Origin of the sequence: Enterococcus sp. AZ177 (assembly GCF_050544585.1) — a bacterium.
In the GTDB taxonomy this organism is placed as follows: domain Bacteria; phylum Bacillota; class Bacilli; order Lactobacillales; family Enterococcaceae; genus Enterococcus_L; species Enterococcus_L plantarum.
Window position 1 is genome coordinate 2903252 of record NZ_CP172944.1, and the last position, 22368, is coordinate 2925619.

Annotated in this window: 15 protein-coding genes; 2 read left to right on the top strand and 13 right to left on the bottom strand. The window is 36.9% G+C overall.

The features are described from left to right. Positions 1–7: 7 nt before the first annotated feature. The 11 genes from IGJ34_RS14275 to IGJ34_RS14325 form a co-directional block, all read right to left on the bottom strand. Positions 8–673, bottom strand: a complete 666-nt coding sequence (locus IGJ34_RS14275; RefSeq protein ID WP_430597713.1) for a hypothetical protein — start codon at positions 671–673, stop codon at positions 8–10. 22 nt (positions 674–695) lie between these two features. Next, complete coding sequence (locus tag IGJ34_RS14280) at positions 696–1781, bottom strand: DUF916 and DUF3324 domain-containing protein (RefSeq protein ID WP_430597714.1); 1086 nt, start codon at positions 1779–1781, stop codon at positions 696–698. Positions 1782–1883: 102 nt separating this feature from the next. Beyond that, positions 1884–2690, bottom strand: coding sequence for a WxL domain-containing protein (locus IGJ34_RS14285; RefSeq protein ID WP_069654989.1), 807 nt, complete (start codon positions 2688–2690; stop codon positions 1884–1886). A gap of 29 nt (positions 2691–2719) precedes the next feature. Beyond that, complete coding sequence (locus tag IGJ34_RS14290; protein ID WP_430597715.1) at positions 2720–3514, bottom strand: WxL domain-containing protein; 795 nt, start codon at positions 3512–3514, stop codon at positions 2720–2722. Then, positions 3511–3873, bottom strand: a complete 363-nt coding sequence (locus tag IGJ34_RS14295) for an LPXTG cell wall anchor domain-containing protein (protein WP_430597716.1) — start codon at positions 3871–3873, stop codon at positions 3511–3513. Before IGJ34_RS14295 ends, IGJ34_RS14290 begins: the two co-directional genes overlap by 4 nt. Before the next feature lie 18 nt (positions 3874–3891). After that, positions 3892–8763: a pectate lyase-like adhesive domain-containing protein gene (locus IGJ34_RS14300; protein ID WP_430597717.1), complete on the bottom strand. Its 4872-nt coding sequence runs from the start codon at positions 8761–8763 to the stop codon at positions 3892–3894. Positions 8764–8942: 179 nt separating this feature from the next. Further along, the gene (locus tag IGJ34_RS14305; RefSeq protein WP_069654985.1) at positions 8943–9653 is read right to left on the bottom strand and encodes a winged helix-turn-helix transcriptional regulator; all 711 of its coding nucleotides are present in this window, start codon (positions 9651–9653) and stop codon (positions 8943–8945) included. Positions 9654–9929: 276 nt separating this feature from the next. Beyond that, positions 9930–11030 (bottom strand): tyrosine-type recombinase/integrase, encoded by a 1101-nt coding sequence (locus IGJ34_RS14310; protein WP_430597718.1) that lies wholly within the window; start codon positions 11028–11030, stop codon positions 9930–9932. Positions 11031–11687: 657 nt separating this feature from the next. After that, entirely contained in the window at positions 11688–13214 is a 1527-nt protein-coding gene (locus IGJ34_RS14315; protein WP_430597719.1) for a phosphomannomutase/phosphoglucomutase, read from the bottom strand. Between the two features lie 37 nt (positions 13215–13251). After that, on the bottom strand, positions 13252–13707 hold the full coding sequence (argR, locus tag IGJ34_RS14320) for an arginine repressor (RefSeq protein ID WP_069654982.1): 456 nt from the start codon (positions 13705–13707) through the stop codon (positions 13252–13254). Between the two features lie 144 nt (positions 13708–13851). Next, positions 13852–14667 (bottom strand): helix-turn-helix domain-containing protein, encoded by an 816-nt coding sequence (locus tag IGJ34_RS14325; RefSeq protein ID WP_430597720.1) that lies wholly within the window; start codon positions 14665–14667, stop codon positions 13852–13854. An 88-nt stretch (positions 14668–14755) separates the two neighbouring features. Here IGJ34_RS14325 and IGJ34_RS14330 point away from each other — a divergent pair, with 88 nt between their 5' ends. Next, positions 14756–16930 carry an alpha-galactosidase gene (locus IGJ34_RS14330; RefSeq protein WP_430597721.1) on the top strand — a complete coding sequence of 725 codons (2175 nt, stop codon included), beginning with the start codon at positions 14756–14758 and terminating at the stop codon, positions 16928–16930. A gap of 135 nt (positions 16931–17065) precedes the next feature. On the opposite strand, the gene IGJ34_RS14335 is transcribed toward IGJ34_RS14330, so the two are convergent. Further along, on the bottom strand, positions 17066–18679 hold the full coding sequence (locus IGJ34_RS14335) for a glycoside hydrolase family 13 protein (RefSeq protein WP_069654979.1): 1614 nt from the start codon (positions 18677–18679) through the stop codon (positions 17066–17068). Further along, the gene (locus IGJ34_RS14340) at positions 18669–20630 is read right to left on the bottom strand and encodes a sucrose-specific PTS transporter subunit IIBC (protein ID WP_430597722.1); all 1962 of its coding nucleotides are present in this window, start codon (positions 20628–20630) and stop codon (positions 18669–18671) included. The genes IGJ34_RS14335 and IGJ34_RS14340 overlap by 11 nt, the downstream gene beginning before the upstream one ends. Before the next feature lie 248 nt (positions 20631–20878). On the opposite strand from IGJ34_RS14340, the gene IGJ34_RS14345 reads away from it, so the two are divergent. Then, a complete protein-coding gene (locus tag IGJ34_RS14345; protein WP_430597723.1) occupies positions 20879–22360 on the top strand; it encodes a sucrose-6-phosphate hydrolase in 1482 nt (493 codons plus the stop codon). The last annotated feature ends 8 nt before the right edge of the window (positions 22361–22368 follow it).

The window sequence follows — 22368 nt, forward strand, 5'->3', positions numbered from 1 at the left end:
CTATCTCTTATTTTTTATTTTTAAGAGCTGTTTCGTTCACTTTAAAATACGTGATTACCTTCTTTTGAATATTTTTTACTTTATTTAAATTCTCTACATATTCATTATACACTTCTTCGGTTCGAAGGCTTTCTACACTTTGATTATTGAGGTTCAACCCCAACTCTTTCATCTGAATATAGTAACGATTCAGGATTTGTTGTCCTTCTATCGTTAAACGACCATTTGCAGATTTAATCCCAAAACTAGCGATTTTTGCTGATAAATCTCGTAAGTTACTTCTCGTTTTTTCTATATTTGAGGTGTTTTTTACGGACTCTATTTGCTTTTCTACCTGCGATAATAGATAGTAGCCTTGTACGATATTGGCTCCATCTTGGTCTGCCAGATTTGTTTTCTGATAATAACGAGAGTACCAAGCACCTGCGAATAACATTGTCGCTAATACAACGAGGCTAATTGTAGATTGGACTTGTTTTTTCTTTTGGCTTCTTAATCGATTTCGTTCTCTCTTTATTTTTTTATTTCTCTGTTTATTCTTGCTTCTTTTCGCATTTAGTTGCTTTTCCTTTTTGTTGGTTACTATGGAGAATGACAGAAAGAGTAAGGCAAACATACTGAAGAGGATAGCGCCTGATAATAGTCCTATAAAAAACCAATCTAGTAAAAGCATTTATCTATCCTCCTCAATCAGTCTAAATAGTTCTTTTTTTTTTTGACTGTTTTCTTTTCCCTTTTTTCTTTTTACTTGGTTTATTGCTTAGCTTTTTCACAACAAAGAAAATAGCGACGATTGACAGAAATACCCCGCTAACGATTAGAATGATCATGACCCAGTTGATCCCATTTTCTTGCAGTAAAGATACATCTTCTTGGTTAAACTTATCCGCTTCTTCATCTGTAATTATAAACGGCTCTTCCCATGACCATTTCTCCCCATCTGCTGTAACAACCACTCGAGCGCGATAATCACCTGCCACCATCTTTTCTCCATTCAGTGAAACGGGAAAATCAATCATTGAATTAGGGGCCATCCTCATTCTGCTCTGTTTTGTATCATAAACAACTTCATCAGAGGATTTTCTCATGATTTGTACGTCAATGGTCATTTCATCTATAAAAGCTGATTCTACATTAGAAAAGTTAATAAAAATAGCATTCCGATAGTTCTTAAGCTCTGGATATACTTTGTTAAATTTCAAATTAGGTTTGATTTGTTTATCGGTCTCCGTTAAAAGCATTCCCACAACATATGCGTATTTATTGATGACCATTCCTTTTTCACTTTTTTGAGCTTCTTCCGATTCTTTTTCTTGGATTTCAATGCCTCCAGAAATCACGCCGTCAAATGTAGCTTCTGGCATTTTAATTTCCATAGTGTAATCAAGAGTCCCTTTAGCGGGGATTGTAACAGTATCTGGACCTTTTACAATATCACTGAACTCATATTTAAGGGACTTATCTTTTGCCAGAGAAGAAGAGCCATATTCAAGCACCCCATTACTATTTGTTTTTGTACTATTTAGTCGAACTTCCATTACAAGTTCTTTGTTACTACTGTTACTCATTTGCATGATTACGGTTTGTTTTTGCCCTGGTTTCATACGTAAATCAAAATAACCTACATCGTTATGTTGATTTTCTGGATAGATTGCTTTATATGTAAAACCACCCTCTGATGCATTTTTATCTTTTTGTGCTGTTGCTTGAACGGGCATAGTAACATACCCAAACATTATGTATATAAGAGCGATCAACCATTTGATTTTCTGTTTTTTCATTCGATTTATTTACCTTCCTTAAAAGAATGACAGGTTCACTAGCTCGATTGAGCTAGTGTATCCTGTCCATTTTCTTTTTTGCTAATTTAAGTTATGTTTCGTTTAACGTGCTGATGCAATAGTCCAAGTGACTACAGCTTTATATTCACTTTTTGTTGATAGTTTGTTATTTGCTGCTGGAATAGATAATTTCACTGATTTGTCTGCCGTTCCATTTTCCCCCACTGTACCGAATGTTAAATCGAATTTACCAAAACCTTTACTATCATCTTTTTGTTCAATAAAAGTCGTTGGTGTGCCATCCGTTAATAATTCTCTTGTTGGTGCAACAATCGCAGAGGGATTAAGTTGCGTCGCTGCATCACCAGTCGTACCTAATTCAATATTAGAAAATGTTAAACTCGCTCCAGTCAAGACTGATTGTGCCTCGTTTGTAAATGGTGTTGTTACTTTAGCAGATACTGTGTGTGTATTGGGAAGATCATCCGCACGTGTATCTTTAAATGTTACAAAGTTAGGCATTTCAATAAGGTTATCTCTATTACTTCTCACTGCCTCAGGTAGTTCAAGAGGATTATCTTCATTCACTTTTGCTACTGCTTTAGCTGTTTGTGCATAGTATTCCCACCCACCATTTGATGCAGCAGTAATACTGTGTTCACCGAATTTAAGTGATGAAATAGCAATAATTTTTAATGGTCCTGCATCAGGATTTGGTGTCGGTTCTTCAATTTCAGGGCCATCTGTTCCTGGTGGTGTAACAATATCTTCCCCGTCATCTTCTTTAAATTTAATTGTTGCATCTCCTGTATGTGACTCTGGTGCAGCATTTACGACGGTTGGCAAAGCTAGCCCTAATCCAACTACTGATAATAAAGCAGTTCCACATAATTTTTGTGTCAATTTCATTTTTGTATCCTCCTACTATTGTGTTTTATTTATGGCAACTCAGATAAAATCCAAGTTATCACCGTTTGGTAGTTTCCAGGCTCTTTTTTTGTTTTTCCTGGCACGTTTAATGATACAGCTGTATTTTCAAATATTGGCTTATTACCGAAATCTGGATCAAGAAGCGGATTGCCTTTTTCATCTAAACGAGGGATAAGGGTATCCTTTTGATTTTGATCATTATCTATGGAAGCGCCAAAAATAATCGACCAACTTCCACTTCCTTTACCGATTTCTGCATTTGCCAAATTATATGTTTCTCCGATGCTGTCTAAGTGAATCACTTCTTTAGACACCAATGGAACCTGATCTTTGCTTGTTGTAGAATTTGCCCATGATTTATCTAATGATATAACGGCCCCTTTTAGTTCCTTCTCGGTGGCAGTATTCTTGAATTGTGTTTCTTGTCGAAGTTGTAATTGCCAACCACTCTTTTGTTCACGATAATCTGATAGTTGGATAAAATTTCCGCGAACCCCTGTGTCATCCTTAAATAATTGAGCATTAGCATAATAGCTTTGGTCGTTATCAGAAATAGCATTCGTCCAAAAATTTAGTTGTGGAACAAAATCAAATCTTAGCGCACCATCTGTAGTTGGACTCGGTCCGGGATCAGCTAATTGTTCTGGATGTTCTGGATCGTAGGTAGCTTTGGGGTACTTTCCACTAAACCCGATACTGCCTTCTCCTTCAGACTGAAAAGCATCTGCAAAAGTCGCATTAGGCTGAATTAGCAACATAAACAGCGTAAGTGTAACAGAACAAATCAATGTTTCCTTCTTCATAACCTTTTGCTCCTTTTCCTTTTCTCCTTTTTACATTTATAGAAAAAGAAAATTAGAATAAGGACCACTAGGATGCTTCCGCTGATGAATAGACTTTTTTTCACTAATTCCCCTGTTTCAGGTAATTTTCCCGTTGGCTTTTCAGCTTTTAATTCATAAGAAGTACTTTGGCTTGGTTGAGAGTCAGAGGTCGAGCTTGATTTGGTTGATGACTCTGTACTTGCTTCATAAAAACCTACACCCGCTTTGGACTGAACTCTTCCACCTTCTTCTGCCCCATAAACTAGAATCGTATCCATCACGAATCCCATACAAACAAACGAGGTCAGAAGCAAATAGAAAATTCTCTTTTTTTTCATTTTTTTCGCCTCCATTGTTTAATAGGTTTCTTCTACACGCCAAGTTAGGTTCGCTTGATAGTCACCGATTTGTTTTACCATGCCTGGAAGTACTTCTAGACGTAATCCTTGTTTAGCTGGTCCCCAAGTCTCTGAGCTAACATTGTATTTTCCTGAGCTGCTATGTTTATGCGTCAAAATTTCCTGAGCGTCAGTGGTTAACGTTTTTTCATCTGTTGCTGTTTTATACTTTAATGCTTCCGCTAATACGTGATGTGTTTCAACGATTTCTAGCTCCTGACTTAATTTTACCGTCAGCTTCCAATTCGTTAAGGTTGCACGGTTATCCCAAATGACCAGCGGCTCATCATATTCAGGATTTTCTTCAACCGTTTTTCTCCATGATATATTTTGAGTACCAAAGTTTATTACTTTAGGACCAGAATCAATCGATAATGTTCCTTTAAATTTGTACTGTACAACATTTCCGCCATCTTGGATGATCACCTCAGTAACATTAGCTGGCTCTTTATCCAAAACATATTTCTTAGCCGCAATAGCAGCTAACGTGTCTTTTACGTTCTTATCACTTGTCAAATCAACTGAATCGCCAATATTCCCTGTGATTACGACAGAATCGATGTCCGCGATTGGCAGTCCTTTTTCGTCTATGAATTCCACTTTTACGGTATCCAAACTTTTTGAAATAGTAACAGTGAGCGTTCCTTGTACTTTAGACTTTCCATTCCCATAAGTGAGTGTCACTTCATAATCACCATTCACTGGCACTTGTCCAGAAGGTGACGGTTCTGGTAAGGACCCTGTTGCAAGAACGATCTCTTCCCCATTCAATTCAGTTACTGTCGTGTCACTTATTTCAAAAAGTTGCAGTTGTCCTTTATCACGAATCATAGCTAAAATACCTTTGGGTGTTTTAGGATAATCAATAGCTGCAATAGAAAAATTCTTTCTTTCAATGATATATTTTTCACCGATAATAGACTGTTTATCTTTCACATAAATCGGCACCTTAACATCGGTCATATTTCCAGCTTCATCCGTTAGTGTGACGTAAAAACTATTAGGCCCAACACTAGAAACAATCTTCGCAATATCTTGATTTTCTTTTAAAGTAATGTCTATCTCTTCTTTGGCCGTAACGTTATCTGACCAATCCGTTAAGAACTTCATATAATCAGCCGCATTAAGAATAGCTGCAGTATCCTCTTTGTCGATTAATGTAAACTTCCCAGTTCCCTTTGGTTTTGTTTTATCATTAAACGTTACGTAAATCGTTACTGATTTTTTTTCACCATTTGAGTTGACGGTCAATACGAGTGGATAGGGCGTCTCTTCTTTATTGCCTACATCTTTCGTGTTCACTGTAAACTTACTGGTATCCTTGGTGATATCGGCAATAGTCTGTTTGTTCACTTCTATTGCTTTGATTTTCCCTTGTGTAATAACAAACTCTCGTAACCTCTCTACTGTTGTCGAATTTGTTTGCCAGTCTGAATGATCTACTCTAAAATCTTTTCCTTTGATGCTATTTGCCCCGCCAGGTCCATCAAATACAAAGATTGGCACTTTTACTGGTTCACTATCATTTCCCGCTTCATCTGTTAAGATTAAATAAAACTCGTTATCCCCTTCTTTGGCGACTAATGCATCAAAATCAGTGTTTTCTGCAAAACGAATCGCTAGCTTATCTTGAGCTGTAACGTCATCTTGCCAAGTTTCTAAAAACTTAGACAAATTAGCTTCCTCTCGAATAAATGCTGCATCTCCCATTGGAACAATGGTCAGCTTCCCTGTTCCACTTGGAGGTGTATCATCCGTTAGTGTGACAGTGAGTACTTTAATCAGATCTTTGCCTAAGCCAGACACTGCACTTGACACTTTCAACGTTACATTATATGCGCCACCCGTTGTACTAGGTGTCATACCACCCAAATCTGAAATTTCGATTTTGTCTTTCAATGAAGCTATCGTTCCATCCATAATTTGATACGCATTTGCTTCACTTTCTTGAATAATATACTTTTTTAATTGATCCAGTTTCATCCCATTGATTATGGCGGCACTAACTTGAATATCTTTCGCTTCAATATTGGCCAACTTGCCATGGACAATCAATTTAGACACGATGGTTGCTTTGTTCCCAGCATCATCAAATAGATCCACTCGTACAGTATATTCCCCTGGTGTTTGCATCCACTCCTCTACTTGCGCTTGAGGTGTCTCCTCATTAAAGACATATTTGAATTTTTGTGGTTCAGGATTCGTATCACTCGGATTACCAACAAATTTGCTGGCATCAGCTGTTTTCTCTCCCATTGCAATATGATGATCCACTGACTCTCCAGTAGGTGCAGTAGCATCTAGTACTTTTTCTATAGCAAACGCATCCTTACCATCTAGCCAAGCATACGCTTTGATTTTTTGACCTGCTTTTAGTTCCACATTATCTGGTAACTTATAAGTAAACCTTCCATTTCCATCTGCTATAGTGTGAAATTTCCTTGTATCTCCGTCTATAGGTGAATCAACAGTAGGCGGTGTCAACAAAACATCTTTACTTGGATCATTTTCATCTGACACGATATAAAATTGAATAGCAGCGAAGTTATTGACAGCTCCTGTTAACTGTTCGCCGTCTATAAGTTTTTTGTTGTCACATGGTATATCTAGTCCTACGACAACATCTGGAATGAACTGGTATAAGACTCTTGAAAAATTTTCAGTTCTATATTCATTTAGAAAGTTCTTTTGCGTATCATTTATCACACTATTCGCAACAACACTAGATGTTCTCGTTCCGTTATAGCCTACCTTAACCCCATACATGGGTGTCCAATTATAAGTAGGATCCTGTAAATACGCATCCCGTTTAGTCCAAGCAGAAACTTCTTGAATATCCGCTAAAAATATACCTGGATTCGTCATTTTAACAATATCAACATTGGTGTTCCCTCTTGAATCTAAATCAATTCGTTTCGCATTAGCAAATCGGAATATTGTATTACTCCCAAAATCTAGCATACTACGCTTACCTGATCCGTTAGTGATCACAGATTCAAATACTGCTTTATTACCAACAAAAAAACTAGAACTGTTTCCTGCATATATTTGAGAATCGGTAGAATTCCTTTCATCTATTGAAGCAAAATGAGCTGTGCCTTCATCCTTCACCTCAAATTGTGCGCCACTGGAAAGTTGTAAACTTCGACCTGTTCCCTTGATCTTATTTAAGACTAACTGCCCTTTCGACCCTACATTGAGTTTGGAGTTAGCCCCCATATCTATAACTGGGGCTCCCGTGGTCATATTTTGTGCATTGACCGTCATTACAGCGCCATTTGCTATATTAATGACAGAATTTTGCTGTAACATAATGGCTGCTCTAGCAGCTGTAGTTGAAATTGGCCCGTTAGCGTTGACATTGAACTTTCCGCCTTCGCCTACTGAAATAGAAGTAACCCATTGTGATGTATTCGCTTGATATCCTAATCGAACAGGTACACGGGTTGTTCCGTTAGCTGTCTCTACATTCAATGCGGCATTTTTACCAACGACTATTTTCCCATTACGTTGAATACTAATAGCAGACTGAATCGTTCCACCAGAAGTTTGCCAAGAATTTGATTCCCCACCATTTCCTAGTGTTCGAATCGTTGCAATAGCATTTTCCTCAAGTACGGCTGAAGGTTGAACGGATTGTGCCCAGTTTGTATTAGAATACCAACTTCCTAAAATGATTCCGTCTCCATTTTCCACTTCAATCGTTGTGTCTGTATCTTTTCCAAAAACCAAGGTATGCGATTCCAGTCCAGACTGATTCGTATTAGCTATCGAACGTCGAGTACCATTATACGAGACATAACTTGTCGCCACAGATCTTATAACATTTTTCTCTTCAAACCTTAAAATTGCTTGAAAAGAAGCTGTTAGCTGCGATCCTGTATAATGAACATTTCGATAAGTGATTCCTGATCCAGGACCATTTTCCTCCCACATTGTAATCGGACCAAAGTAATGTCCACCATACAAATTTACGTTATCCACAACGGCCTTATGAACAGCAGTTGTCGACGTAGGCCATCTATATGAATCGCCAATAAAATCTAACGAATGTCCATTTCCTAATAAAACATAATTAGAACGGGTATTTCCGATATTGATGTCATTTCGACTTCCTCGAGTATTTGTCATTGAGTTTTGGACATCAATAATCGTGATGGATGAATTTTTCAACGCGGCATCTAATTCTGCCCATGTTTTTGGTTTTGCAACTTTACCAACATACACGATGACTTCTGTCGAAAGATCTTCTTCAGTTCCAGCAAGAGCCGCAGGAACTTTGAGTGTGACACGAAATTCTTTTAGAGCGTTCGAAGATAGCGATTCTAATCCTTCTAAGTTATCTATTTGAATCTGGTCAGTCACATCAGAAATAGCCCCACCAGATAATCCGTAGGCTATGGCACCACTATCTTTAATGATTGTCTGTTTCAATTTCTCAACATCACTACCAACAGACTTGATATCAATTACGTTTTTCGCAATATTTTTTGCTACAATGCCGGTAGCATTTGATTTTAAACTAATTTCTTTTCTATTCGTTTGATCTGGTAGCTTTCGCTCTAGATTAGAATTGAATACTTCCGCTGTCGATGGGTCGAGTTGTTGGACCGATTCGCTAGAGGTAGAGCTTTCTTTTGTTTCTGACGTATTAGAAGTCAACTCTTTTCCAGCACTCGTTTCACTTTGACTCACTGAAGAATCTACAGTATTCGACTCTTCTTGGGCTTTTAGCTGTGTCGAGCTGAAAAATTGAAAACTTAGTATAGAAATCACACATACTCCTGTCACTTTTAAAAAGGTCTTTCTTCCCTTTTTATTCTTTTTCAATGTTCTTCCTCCTTTCTTCTTATCTTGCGTGTTCCTACATTTAGAAGCACTATATTTCAAATTTCTATCTATATTTTAGAAACAAGAAAACGGATTGATCATTTTATTTCCTATTTTCAACTGGTTGTATTGATGGACGAAGCTAAAAATAATACAGTCACTTTGTGCGCTTGTTTCAATTACGTCATCAACATATACCCTTTTGAGCGAACTGTTTTAATGTAATCATCTTCAAGCTTTCTACGTAAGTGATAAATAATATTTGTTACTCTATATTGCTTATCTTCACTCACTTTATCCCATATATTTTCATATATATCTTCGTACGTTAATACTTTACCTATATGATTACTTAATAATTCTATCGTTTTGAATTCAAGTTTTGTAAGGCTTACTTCTTGCTTTCCATTCAATAACACACTAGAATTAGAGTGAATTAATTTGAGTCTTTTCCTCTCTTGTTTGCTACCTTGTTGTAGAAAACCTGTTGAATTTTTAGCATGATACATTGATTTCTCAAGATAGCGACTTAAATTTTTTTCAATGATCAAGATCAGTTCCTCTGAATCAATTGTTTTATCAATGATACTGTCCGCACCCAGTTTCAAATAAACCATTCTAGTCGATTTATCAGTAGTATCTGACAAGATCCAAATCAACAAAGAGGTCTGTTCTCGAACTTTGATAATAGTGTCACAAATAATGCTCATTTGATTCTCTATTGAAGCTTCTTCAATAATTAGAACATCTAGTTTTTTTGTAGCATCATTTAATTTGATATTCTCATGTAAATTGAGAAAATGAATATTGTATTCTGCTACTTCTAACATATTTGCATATACACCGTTTTCTAACTCATTGTTTGATGAAATAATTCCTATATTACACATGTACGTTCTCTCCCTTATTTTCTATGTATTTTGGTCAATTTAGTTTTACACTTTTTATTGAGAGGAAAAATAAAAAATGTGACCTTCTTGTTTTCAGTTAAAACAAGAAGCGGGTACCGTTAATCGTTATTTTCCTAGATTTCTCTTTAACGTTGACGGAGATTTTGACGGCGGAGATGAACAAAAAAATGAGTCCCTAAATGAATAGGAACTCACGAAAACTGAAGGAATTAAAATAACGAATGTTATAAAAACGGGTGTATTTTCAAAAGACAATTAAATAAACGCTAATTTTTCAATCGCTGCACGTTGTTCTTCTATAAAAGAATTTGTGTATGTGTCCAACGTCAGCTTAATGGACGAATGGCCTAATAGCGAACTGATTGCCGCAATATTGACACCTAACTCTACACAGCGAGTTGCAAAAGTATGTCGAAGCGCATGAAAAGACACATTATTTAAACCAATTTTTCGTTTGATTCGTTCAAAGCGATAACTCACTGTTCTTGGTTCAACGGAATGTTCGTTGGCAGTTACCACATACTCTGAGTTTGATTGCTTTTTCCAATGTAATAGGGCTTCTTTTATCTTTTGAGATAGCGGAATTGAACGACTAGCGTTAACCGTTTTAGGAATTGTTTCAACAATTTTGGTTCGCTGACCTGCTAAGTTGGGTAAGGCAATACGCTGCTTCGTTCGCTGAACTTTTAACACGGATGAGTCAAAATCTATATCTTCCCATTTTAATGCGCAAATTTCGCCTATACGCATTCCTGTTTCTAAAGCTAGTAAGATCGGCAATCCTTGTTCTGTTTTTTTACTTTCAGCCTCTACTGCTCTTTGTTGTTCTCGTGTTAACGCTTGAACTTTTTGTTTATTTACTTTCGGTAATATGATTCGCTCACAAGGATTCATGTATATGTAGCCACGCTCTTTAGCCGCTCCAAAACAACTTTTTACGATACGAAATACAATACGAATAGAGCTAGCTGCTAACGAGTGTGCTAACCGTTTGACTAGCTTTTCTATATCTAAAGCTGTAATTTTCTTTAAAGCGCGATTTTCTAAGCTAGGTAAAACATGCACTTGAAGTTTACTACTATAACTGGCATAGGTACTTTCTTTTATATTCGGTGCCATAATCTCAGTTAACCAAAGATTTGCCCATTCACCAAATCTTCCATGAAATTCTTTGACCTCTCCAGTATAGTGAAATGGTTTCTGTGCCTTTTTATCAAGTAATTGTTCCTTCACTGCTCGATACGAACGAGCATAAACATAACCATAATGGATGCTTCCATCTATTTTTCTTGCTTTAGGATAACGCCCTTCCCAGCGTCCATCTTTTCGTTTGTAAATATTCTCACCTTTAGCCAAAAAAACAAATCCTTTCTATACTTATTGACGGCGAATCTGACGGCGGTAAAAACCACCCGATTATTCTTAAATCCATTAAATTTGTTGCTAAAAAGTAAAGTATTTCTTCTTCTTTCTCATTTTTTTTAAAATTTCCTCAAAAAAAAGAAAATTCACAGTATTATTTTCTCGTCCCTACTATTGATTTCTCAATTACAAAACAATAGAATAGATACATACGTTAAATATTAAATATTTATTTTCAAGCGCTTCTTGTTTTAACTGAAAACAAGAAGGCTTTTATTTTTTATTTGTATTATAAATAAAATAACAAAAATATGCAACGTTTTTTTGGCATTTGAGTTTAAATACTTGATACATCAAACAGGCTATTTAGACAGCTTGTACAATTAATATTCAGAATTAATCAATTATTTTTTTGTTTTAAGCCCTATTTATCAACACTTATGTGAAAAAAAACAGACTTATACCCTTCAGCAAATAGTGCTTAGATGTATAAATCATTTTAAACATAAAGTAACGGCATATGCGGTTTAAATAACTTGTTTTTTATCGACCGATAGATTATACATTTAATTTTTATTAAAAAAATAATTTATGAGAATAAAAAAACAGAGTAAAAAAATTCACTCTGTTAAAAAATATTAACTTTTATATTTATTTTTTATAATTTAAGATTTGATTTAATTTATCTAAATCTATATTCGGGATTGCTTCAAAATAGTCCGCTAATTTCTCCAAAACCTTTTGATTCATTCCAGCTTGATCATTTTCGACTTGTAACACTAGTAATGGTTCATGCAAACTCAACCGTAATAAAAACCATCCGCTACCATAATCATCAGAAACAGTCACTCGCAGTCCCTCATGATTTTCTGGATCGATGGTCATACCTCTTTGCCTTTCGACAAAACCACACAACTCTCGTATTATTTGTTCCCCATACTCACGAATATTTCTTGCTAGAATTTCAAAGCGTAATTCTTGGGTTTCAGCTGGTTGTTTTAATGAGCTGATCAAATCCCCAAGTGTTTCCCCTTCTTTTTTTAATTTAGGTAACAACATCAGAATTTTAGCAATTACATACGCCCCATCATCTAAAGAATAGTTTTCTTTGAAAGCTGCGTGTCCACTTGTTTCGATTGCTAACGGTGTAGTGATTCCCTCATCATTGAGTTGAATCATTTTATTGATTACATTGCGATAACCAGAAATATAACGTACTTGTGAGCCACCTTTTGACTCGATAAACTCTTTCAAATGACTTGAGGTTGGCGAGTTCGTTACAATACTACCGCCTGGATATTCAGTTAAAACAATTGTTGCTAGCACCGCAATCAAATTATTTCGATTGATCACTTCACCAGAAGCATCTACTACAGCAGAGCGATCCACATCTGTGTCAAAGATCACACCTAAATCTGCTTTATTTTTCAGAACAGCCTGTTGGATGCTTGCCATCGCTTCTTTATTATCTGGATTAGGAATATGATGAGGGAACATGCCGTCGGGTTCTAAAAATTGCGAACCTGTGACATCTGCTCCAAGTTTAGCTAAAACGTTTTCTGCAAAAAAACCACCTGCGCCATTACCAGCATCTACTATAATATGAAAACCAGTGAGAGGTTTTTCTTCTATCGTATCCATCCCTTTACGAATTTTATCTGTTAAATCAACAGAATAGTCCTCTAAAATCGAGGTTTTGGTTACTGAGCCTTTCACTACAAGGGGAGGGTTGTCCGCATGTTCTAAAATATAGACAATATCCGCTTTTTCTGCTCCGCCAGATTTAGTGAACAACTTCAATCCGTTAAAATAATAAGGCAAATGGCTTGCAGTAATCATAATCGCCGCATCACACTCATATTGAGGAAATTGAGTAGCCATAAACATGGCTGGCGTTGTCGCTAAACCAAAATCTAATACTTCAACGTTTTGTTGAACAAAACTGTCTATCAACGCTTGTTTCAAACTATCTGCTGAAATTCGGCTATCATGACCGATACCGATTTTCAATTTTCCCGATTGATGTTTTTCAGCTAAATTTTTCTCATCACGAAGCCAATGAACCATTCCAACTGCAATTTTCCCGACTTGCACTGGTGTTAGGTTCGCTTTTTTGTCCTCATGATTGACCGCTATCCCTCTTATATCCGATCCATTTTGTAACGCTCTCAAATTCATGTAACCGACTCTCCCTTCATTTTTTGATTGGTTAGGTTTAATCCATCATCGCTTGAAAACGTTCAACAACAGCTACTGCGTCATCTTCCGAACGAGCAATAATAATAATTGTATCAACGCCTGCGACCGTTCCTGCAATTTCTTCATAACTGACTTCATCTAAAAAATTAGTAACAACATCTGCTGCGCCCATATCTGTGTGGACGATTACCATAAATTGAACCCGTTCCATCCGAATCACTGAATCTTTCACAGATTCTTTTAGTTTTTCCTCACTACTAGATGCTTGTTGTTGAGAGAATAGGGCATACTTTACTCGACCATCTGAGCCGTGAGTTTTAACGATGCTCATTTCACGTACATCTCTTGAGACAGTGGCTTGGGTTGCTTTGACACCAGATTGTTCAAGCAGTGCAATTAGGTCATCTTGGGTTTCTATTTCATTTTCTGTGATTAGTTGTTTGATCAACCGTTGTCGGTCTGCTTTTTTCATCTTTCCACTTCCTGTTTTGGTTATTTTCTTTATTATAGCGAAAGTTTGGGGAATTTGCATTTCTTTTTGGTAAAAATTACTTTATTTAGAAAAATTATGACAATCCTTCACTACTTTTTTTCAAAAGACGCTTCCTTACAGAATTCACTTTTGATTTATTGATTCACGTGGATAATAAATTTCTTTTTGCCTTCTATACTCACTTGGCGACATTCCCATCTCCTTTTTAAATACTTTACTAAAATAATTTCCCGTTGAAAATCCAACCTTTCTTGCAACTTGGGCAATCGCTTCTTCTTCCCATAATAACGACAGAGACTGAATAATCCGTACCTGTTTTAAATAATTTATGGGTGATGATTTGTAGACTTTTTCAAACTGACGAATTAATGTATACTTGGACATCATGTATCTTTCAGATAGGAAATCTAAACTTATATCTTCAAAATAATGAGTATCAATGTATATTTTCACCGCCTGAATCTCATCCGTTTTTTGTCGAATTTGGTTTTGAATAGTTTCTTTAGTATCTAAAAAAAGTGCAAATGCGATTTTAGCATTTTGTACTGCACTCAACTCACGATCTTTTAGATCAAGGACAACCCTTCTAAGTCTTTCAATCAAATCTGCTGATAATTCGATAATAGAAATGGATGTATCGAGCCATTGCGTCATTATAGCTGAAAATTCGATAAATAAAAACTGCCATTCCTCACCGAAATAGCGATAGTTCCCAGGTATTTTAGCAAAAAAGGCGTTGTTTTCTGTTAGAGAAATTCTTCTTCCTCCCATTTCTATGAACCCTTCCCCTGTTAATGTTACCTGCAAAACGATCAGCTGTTCTTTTCGAACACGAGCATCCCAATGATACGTACTACTGCCCTCACCTATACCAACTCCACGAATGATCGGCAAATGTTGCTCATCTGTATAATGGAATTGCCGAACAAAATTTCGCAATTTATTACCCTCCTTAAAATTATTTCGTCTTGTTCCGTTCTATTATACTCGATACTATATACATAACAAACGAAAAGGAATGATTGATATGACAATATATTTCGATGATTCACAAAATATTTTCCATTTAAGCAATCATAAAATAAGCTATATCATTGGCATCGAAAAAGAAAAATATCTTACCCATAGATATTTCGGTCCCTATTTAAACAACTACCATCAAGTCAACCAATTGCAGTATATCGATCGAGGTTTTGCTACGAACCCAATCAGTGAAGAACGAACATTTTCCTTAAACGCCTTACCTCTTGAAACAAGTACACAAGGGAGTTTAGATTATCGGGTAAGTAATTACCAGTTTCGAAATTTAGATGGTTTTAGAATCACAGATTTTGTGTATGATCGCTTTGAAATTTTACAAGGCAAATATCCGTTAAAAGGGTTGCCTTCATTACGTGGGGACACGCAGCAAACAGTAGAAATCTATCTTATCGATCCAATCCAATCCCTTGAAATGGTTCTTCGCTATACCATTTATGATGATCTTCCAGTCATTACACGCAGTATTGAGTATCGAAATAATGGATCACAACCTATTTATTTGGAAAATGCCGGCTCCATGTTATTAGACTTACCGCGGTCCGATTTTGACTTATTAACACTGAATGGTTCGCACACGAATGAAGCGACGATTCATCGCCAACCACTTCATCCAGGGATCCAAAAAATAAGCTCCACTAGGGGAACGAGCAGTCCACAACATCATCCATTTTTAGGACTTGCCGATCGCTATACAAATGAAGATCAAGGACAGGTTTACGGTTTTCATTTCATTTACAGTGGAAACTTTGTTGCCCAAGCCGAAGTCGAACAATATGGCAGTACACGCATTCAGATAGGGATCAATCCAGAAACTTTTGAGTGGAAATTGATGCCTAAGTCTAGTTTCCAAACTCCTGAAGTCGTATTAAATTTTAGCAATCAAGGATTCAACGCCCTTTCTCAAACATTTCATAAATTGTACCAAACGTATTTAATACCTGAATATTGGCAAGAACAGGAACGACCAATTTTGCTTAATTCATGGGAAGGAAATTATTTTGATTTTACAGAAGAGGACCTAATTAGCCAAGCAAAACAAGCACGCGATTTAGGGATTGAGTTGTTTGTTTTAGATGATGGATGGTTTGGGAAACGTGAAGATGATACCTCTTCCTTAGGGGATTGGGTTGTCAATAAAACTAAACTGCCCAATGGGATTGAACATTTTGCAGATATTCTACATCAACAGAAGATGAAATTTGGTTTGTGGTTTGAACCAGAAATGATTTCTGTGAAAAGTCGCTTATTCGAAGCACATCCTGAATGGAGTTTACAAGTACCTGCGTATCCTCAAACCCAAGGAAGGCAGCAGCTTGTCTTAAATTTAAGCTTACCACAAGTCCAAGAGTACCTTATCCAGGTATTAAGCAATTATCTTTCTTCGAATAAAATTGATTATATAAAATGGGATATGAATCGACACTTAACTGAAGTTGGCAGCTTTATTTTACCAGATGATCAACAAAAAGAAGTAAGTCATCGGTATATTTTAGGGCTGTATCATATTTTATCCGAAGTAACAAAACAATTTCCAGATGTATTATTTGAAAATTGCTCGAGCGGCGGTGGACGGTTCGATCCTGGAATGGTCGCTTATATGCCTCAAACCTGGGCAAGTGACAATACCGATGCATTATGTCGAACAAAAATCCAGTACGGATACAGCTATCTTTATCCACCTATCATGATGGGCGCGCATGTTTCAGATACTCCAAACCATCAAGTAGGCCGAAATACACCATTAGAAAGCCGCTTTCTAATTGCAATGAGTGGAAATTTTGGTTACGAACTGGCAATAGAAAAACAGTCTCCACAAGCACTAGCAGAAATAAAAGACCAAATTAGCTTTTATAAAAAACATCGAAGATTATTGCAATTTGGACAATTCTACCGAATCAAAGAAATTGATTCAACGTATGCTACTGCATGGTTATTTAAAAATGAAACAGAGGCTTTACTTGTTTATTCCAATGGTCTTGCCCATCCTTCTCAACCTGTTCAATACTTAAAAACAAACTATTTAGACGAATCTGCACACTATACAGACACGGAAACAGGAAACATATACAGCGGTAGTGAATTAAATCATGCCGGAATACTGGTTCCAAGAATAAAAGGCGATTTCCAATGCTTCTATAAACATTGGACGGTTCTTGATTAATTAGCTAACGAATCTCTATACTCATTTTCAGAATCAAAACAGCTCAGAAAAATTAGGGACTCTCTACAAAAATCGTTTTTCTATCCTTTGTAGAGGTTGACCTATTTTTCTGGGCTGTATACTTTTCTCTTTTACTTACTTTAAATAGACTGCATAGGCTTCATAAGCCAGTAACTCATCTGTAATCTCTTTTTTATAATTATGGATGATCATTTCTTTTATTATCCGTGTTTTTCCTAATACAAAATGTGCTGGTTGATCAGAGAAATTGACGACAACAAGTACCCTCTCACCTTGATACTCGCGAATATAGGCTAAAACTGTTGCATCATCCGTTGGAATATTTTCAAATGTTCCTTCTATAATAATCGGCATTTCTTTACGAAGCTGAATCAGTTTTTGATACGTATAAAATAAAGAGTTTGGATCATTTAGCGCAGCTTCAACATTGATTTCAGTTGAATTTCCCACTGGAAGCCAAGGAGTCCCTTTTGTGAAACCTGCTTGTTCAGAAGCATCCCACTGCATCGGATGACGTGCGTTATCCCGTCCTTTTGCATTGATCGATGTTATAATTTCTTCTTCTGTATAACCCGAATTGATACGTTCATCATACATTCTGCGACTCTCTATATCATCGACTTCATCAATCGTTTTAATTGGATAGTTGATCATGCCAATTTCTTCTCCCTGATAAATGTAAGGTGTTCCTTGGAGGAAGTAAAGATAGATAGCCAACATTTTCCCACTAATCACCCGATGCTTCTGATCATTCCCCCAACGAGAGATAATCCGAGGTAAATCATGATTATTCCAGAACAGCGAGTTCCACCCTTTCCCCGCTAACTCCGTTTGCCATTTAGAAAACACTTGATGCAATTCTTTAGGATCTAATTTTTTGATATCCCATTTTCTTTTGCCTGTCTGCTTATCTAAATTGATATGTTCAAATTGAAAAACCATTGATAATTCTTCTCTGCTCTCATCCGAATAGAGCTGAGCGATTTCTGGCGTTGCGCCCCATGTTTCACCTACTGTAACTAAGTCATAGTCTCCAAACGTATTACGATTCATTTCTTGTAATAGTTCATGTAGCTTCGGTCCGTTTTTAGTGATCAACTGATCTGGTTCTTTCCCTATCAAATCGATGACGTCTAAACGAAAACCGCCAACCCCTTTTTCAATCCAATAATTCATCATACGATAAATTTCTTGACGCATCAGAGGATTTTCCCAATTCAAATCAGGCTGTTCTTTTGCATGTAAATGAAAATAATATTCCCCGAGTTCTGGGACAAAGGTCCAAGCAGAACCACCAAAATTGGATTGAAGTTCATTCGGTCGTTTACGTTCATTTCCTTTTCTCCAGATATAAAAATCATGATACTCACTCATAGGATTTTGAAGTGCTGACTGAAACCACGGATGCTCTGATGACGTATGGTTTACGACCAAATCCATAATAATCTTGATGTTTCTTTTCTGCGCTTCAGCGATTAGATTATCCATATCTTCCATGGTGCCATACTCTGAACCAATCGCTTCGTAATCACTGATATCGTAGCCATTATCTTCATTGGGCGATTGGTAAACAGGGCTGAGCCAAATTGCCTCTATCCCTAAAAAAGACAGATAATCCAAACGCTGGATGATTCCTTTTAAATCCCCGATACCATCAGCATTTGTATCTTGAAAACTGCGTGGATAGATTTGATAGATCGTGGCTTTTTTCCACCAATTAGTTTTCATAATGCGCACTTACCGCCAATAGATCTTGGCCTCCATCCACTTTTGATAGCTCAATCGCTTCTACAGCAGCGTAGTCATCTGTATTTGTAATAATCATCATTACAGTGCTATCTAAACCAGCCTGTTTAATCTTCTCTAAATCAACGGTACCTAAAATATCCCCTTTTTTTACTAATTCACCGTATTTTCTATTTGTTTCAAACCCTTCACCTTTTAATCCGACGGTGTCGATTCCAATATGGATCAGCACCTCTGCACCATTCATTGTTCTAAGTCCATAGGCGTGCTTTGAATCATAAATAACGGTTAATTCTCCATCAGCAGGTGCGTAAATAATGCCTTTTTCCGGAATCACAGCAATCCCTTTTCCCATCATTTCTTGTGCAAATACAGGATCATTTACTTCTTTCAAGGAAATAGGTGTACCACTTACAGGCGATGCCAATACTTCATCTTGGACAGCCGCTACACTTGCTTCTGGATCTTCATTGATTTCGACGGCAACTTCTCCAGCTGTTTCATCATCGCCTACAAAAACCTCCATATGACGTTTTCCGTATACATATGTTGTCACGAATCCTACACAGATACTGATAACGATGCCGATCATGAAATATGAAATTGATTTTGGTGCAATTGAAATAAATCCGATCACGCTTGCTGGTCCCATCGCTACTGAAAGTACATGGAAAGCACCAATGAATAAACAAGCTACACCAGAGGCAATCATCCCACAAATAAATGGGAATTTAAGTTTTAAATTGACCCCGAAAATCGCTGGTTCAGTAATGCCTAGCATAGCAGAAATACTTGCTGACGTTGCCAAGCTTTTTTGTTTTTTATTTTTCGTTAACAACATGATGGCAAGCGTTGCTCCCCCTTGACCCACATTGGCCATAGAAGCGACTGGGAAAATAAATGATCCGCCAGTTCGTGCTACTTCTGCTAACAGAGTCGTTTCAATGGCTGGAAAACTTTGATGTAATCCAGTGATGACAATCGGTGAGTAGAATAGACCGAATACTCCTAAACCGACTGCTCCTGTTGTATCATACAACCAAACAAGCCCATTCGTCAGACCATCTGATACAATTCTCATCATTGGGCCCACAACAATAAATGTTAAAAAACCAGTAATAACGATGGCCAACATTGGTGTAAATGTAAAATCAAATGCATTGGGAATACGTTTGTGGAAAAATTTTTCTAACGTCGCTAAAATCCACGAAACCGCTAATACAGGCAGTACAGAACCTTGATAGCCGGCTTGTGCAACATCCATTCCCAAAATATGCCAATAGGGCATACTTCCATCTGCGATTGCATTTGCCACACCATAGCCATTGACTAAATCAGGCATAACCATCGCCATTGCCATTGCAGCACCCAGATAAGGATTTCCACCAAAGCGCTTAGTAGCAGAAAAACCAACCAAGATCGGTAGGAAAGCAAACGGTGCTGACGCTAATAGATTGATGATACTCGCAAAGTCTTTTACATTCGGAAATAGTTCCACGACTGATTGAGGACCAAATAAATCCTGAGCAGTCAATACATTGTTTAAAGCCATTAATAATCCGCCTGCGACTAGTGCCGGGACAATTGGAACAAAAATATCAGATAATACCTTAATAAATGCCATAATAGGATTATTTTTTTTGCCATTCGATGCGACTGCTTTCAGGTCAGCTGTAGATGCTTCTTTAACATTGGTGATTTTTATGAGTTCATCATATACATTATTTACATCGCCAGCACCTATGATAATTTGGAATTGGTCATTGGCTTCAAACGTTCCTTTCACCGCCTCATTACCATCTAAAGCTTTCTGATCTACTTTACTCGAATCCTTTAGAACAAGCCTTAGACGAGTTGCACAATGTGCGGCAGCCTGAATATTATCTTCGCCAAGTGCGTCATTGATTTCCTTTGCTACTTTTTTGTAATCCATCTTCTTTCCCCCTAATTGTCATTTAAGCGCTACTGAAATAGAAGAAACTATCTTGTTTCCAAAAAATGTAATCGCTTTTTCACATACAAAGTATGCCACTATTTTAAATAATTGTCAAACGTATATCAATTGTAAATGATACTTAAAAATATACCTCTATACATAAATAAATATTTTGTTATACGTTTGACATTCAAATGCTAAATAGTTACACTATATGTGAGAATACGCTTACGAGGAGAATATATATGTCCGAAAAAAAAGTTTGGTCTAGAGAAAAACGTTATCAGTCTTATGAAGAATGGGGGACAGAACACCTTGCCTCACTAAAACAAAAAATAGATGCGTCAACCTGGCGTTTAGGCTATCATATTCAACCTGCTACAGGTTTACTAAATGATCCAAATGGTTTTTCATTTTTCAATGATCAGTGGCATGTTTTCTATCAATCTTATCCGATGGGTCCCGTTCACGGTATAAAATCTTGGTATCACATGACCTCTGATAATTTGGTTGATTGGAACGAAGAAGGAACAAAAGTATTCCCAGACAGCTTATACGACAGCCATGGCGTTTATTCTGGAACTGCTCTGCCGATTTCTGATCAGTTATTTCTTGCTTATACAGGTAATGTTCGTGATGATGATTGGATTCGCCATTCTTATCAATTAGGTGCTTGGATGGATCAATCAGGTAGCATAAAAAAAATCGAACAGCCGCTTATTGCTGCACCTCCAGCTGGTTATACCTCTGAATTCAGAGATCCTCAAGTTTTTCGTTATAAGTCTGGCTATCTAATGACGATCGGAGCGCAAGATGAAACAGAAAAAGGTAAAATTCTAACCTATCAAAGTTCTGACTTACTTTCTTGGCAATGTATCGGTGAATTAGGGTTTACTGATCGAGACATGGGTTTTATGATCGAATGCCCCAATTTACTTTTAACAGATGAATTCGCTCTGCTTATTTTTTGTCCACAAGGGTTAGATTCTGATGTTTGCAATTATCAAAATATCTATCCAAATATGTATGTCATTGGTGACTCATATCAGTCTGAATCAAATTGTTTAACAAATCCTTCTAGCTTGAAAAATTTAGATGAAGGCTTTGACGTTTACGCTACACAAGCATTTAAAGCCCCCGACGAGCGCTTATTATCAATCAGCTGGATTGGATTGCCGGAAATTGAATATCCCACTGACCAAGAAGAATGGGCGCATTGTTTAAGCATCGTGAAGGAATTGATTGTAAAGGATAAAAAATTGTACCAACGTCCTGTTGAAGAGATGAAACAACTACGTCTAGACGAAGGAATACTTTTTGATAACAGCAAGGATTCTTATCATGAAACAGCAACAAATCATTATGAATTAGCCCTATCATTTAATTCTCTAGCCACTGGAACCCTTACCTTATATGCAGATAAAGAACAGAATCAAGGATTAACGATTCATTTTGATTCCCAACGTGGTAAAATGACAATAGACCGCAGTCATGCTGGTGTTCTTTTTGGAGAAGATTATGGCGTTGTACGATCATTTTCTATCGAACAAAAACCATTGAAATTACAAATCTTTGTTGATTCTTCCGTTGTTGAACTTTTCATCAACGATGGCGAAAAAGTAGCAACCATGCGAGTATTCCCAGAAAAAGGACACGCAGGATTTCATTTAACGTGTGACGGAGACTATCAAGGACAATTTTGGCAACTGCGGAAAACTAACCAATAAAGGATGGA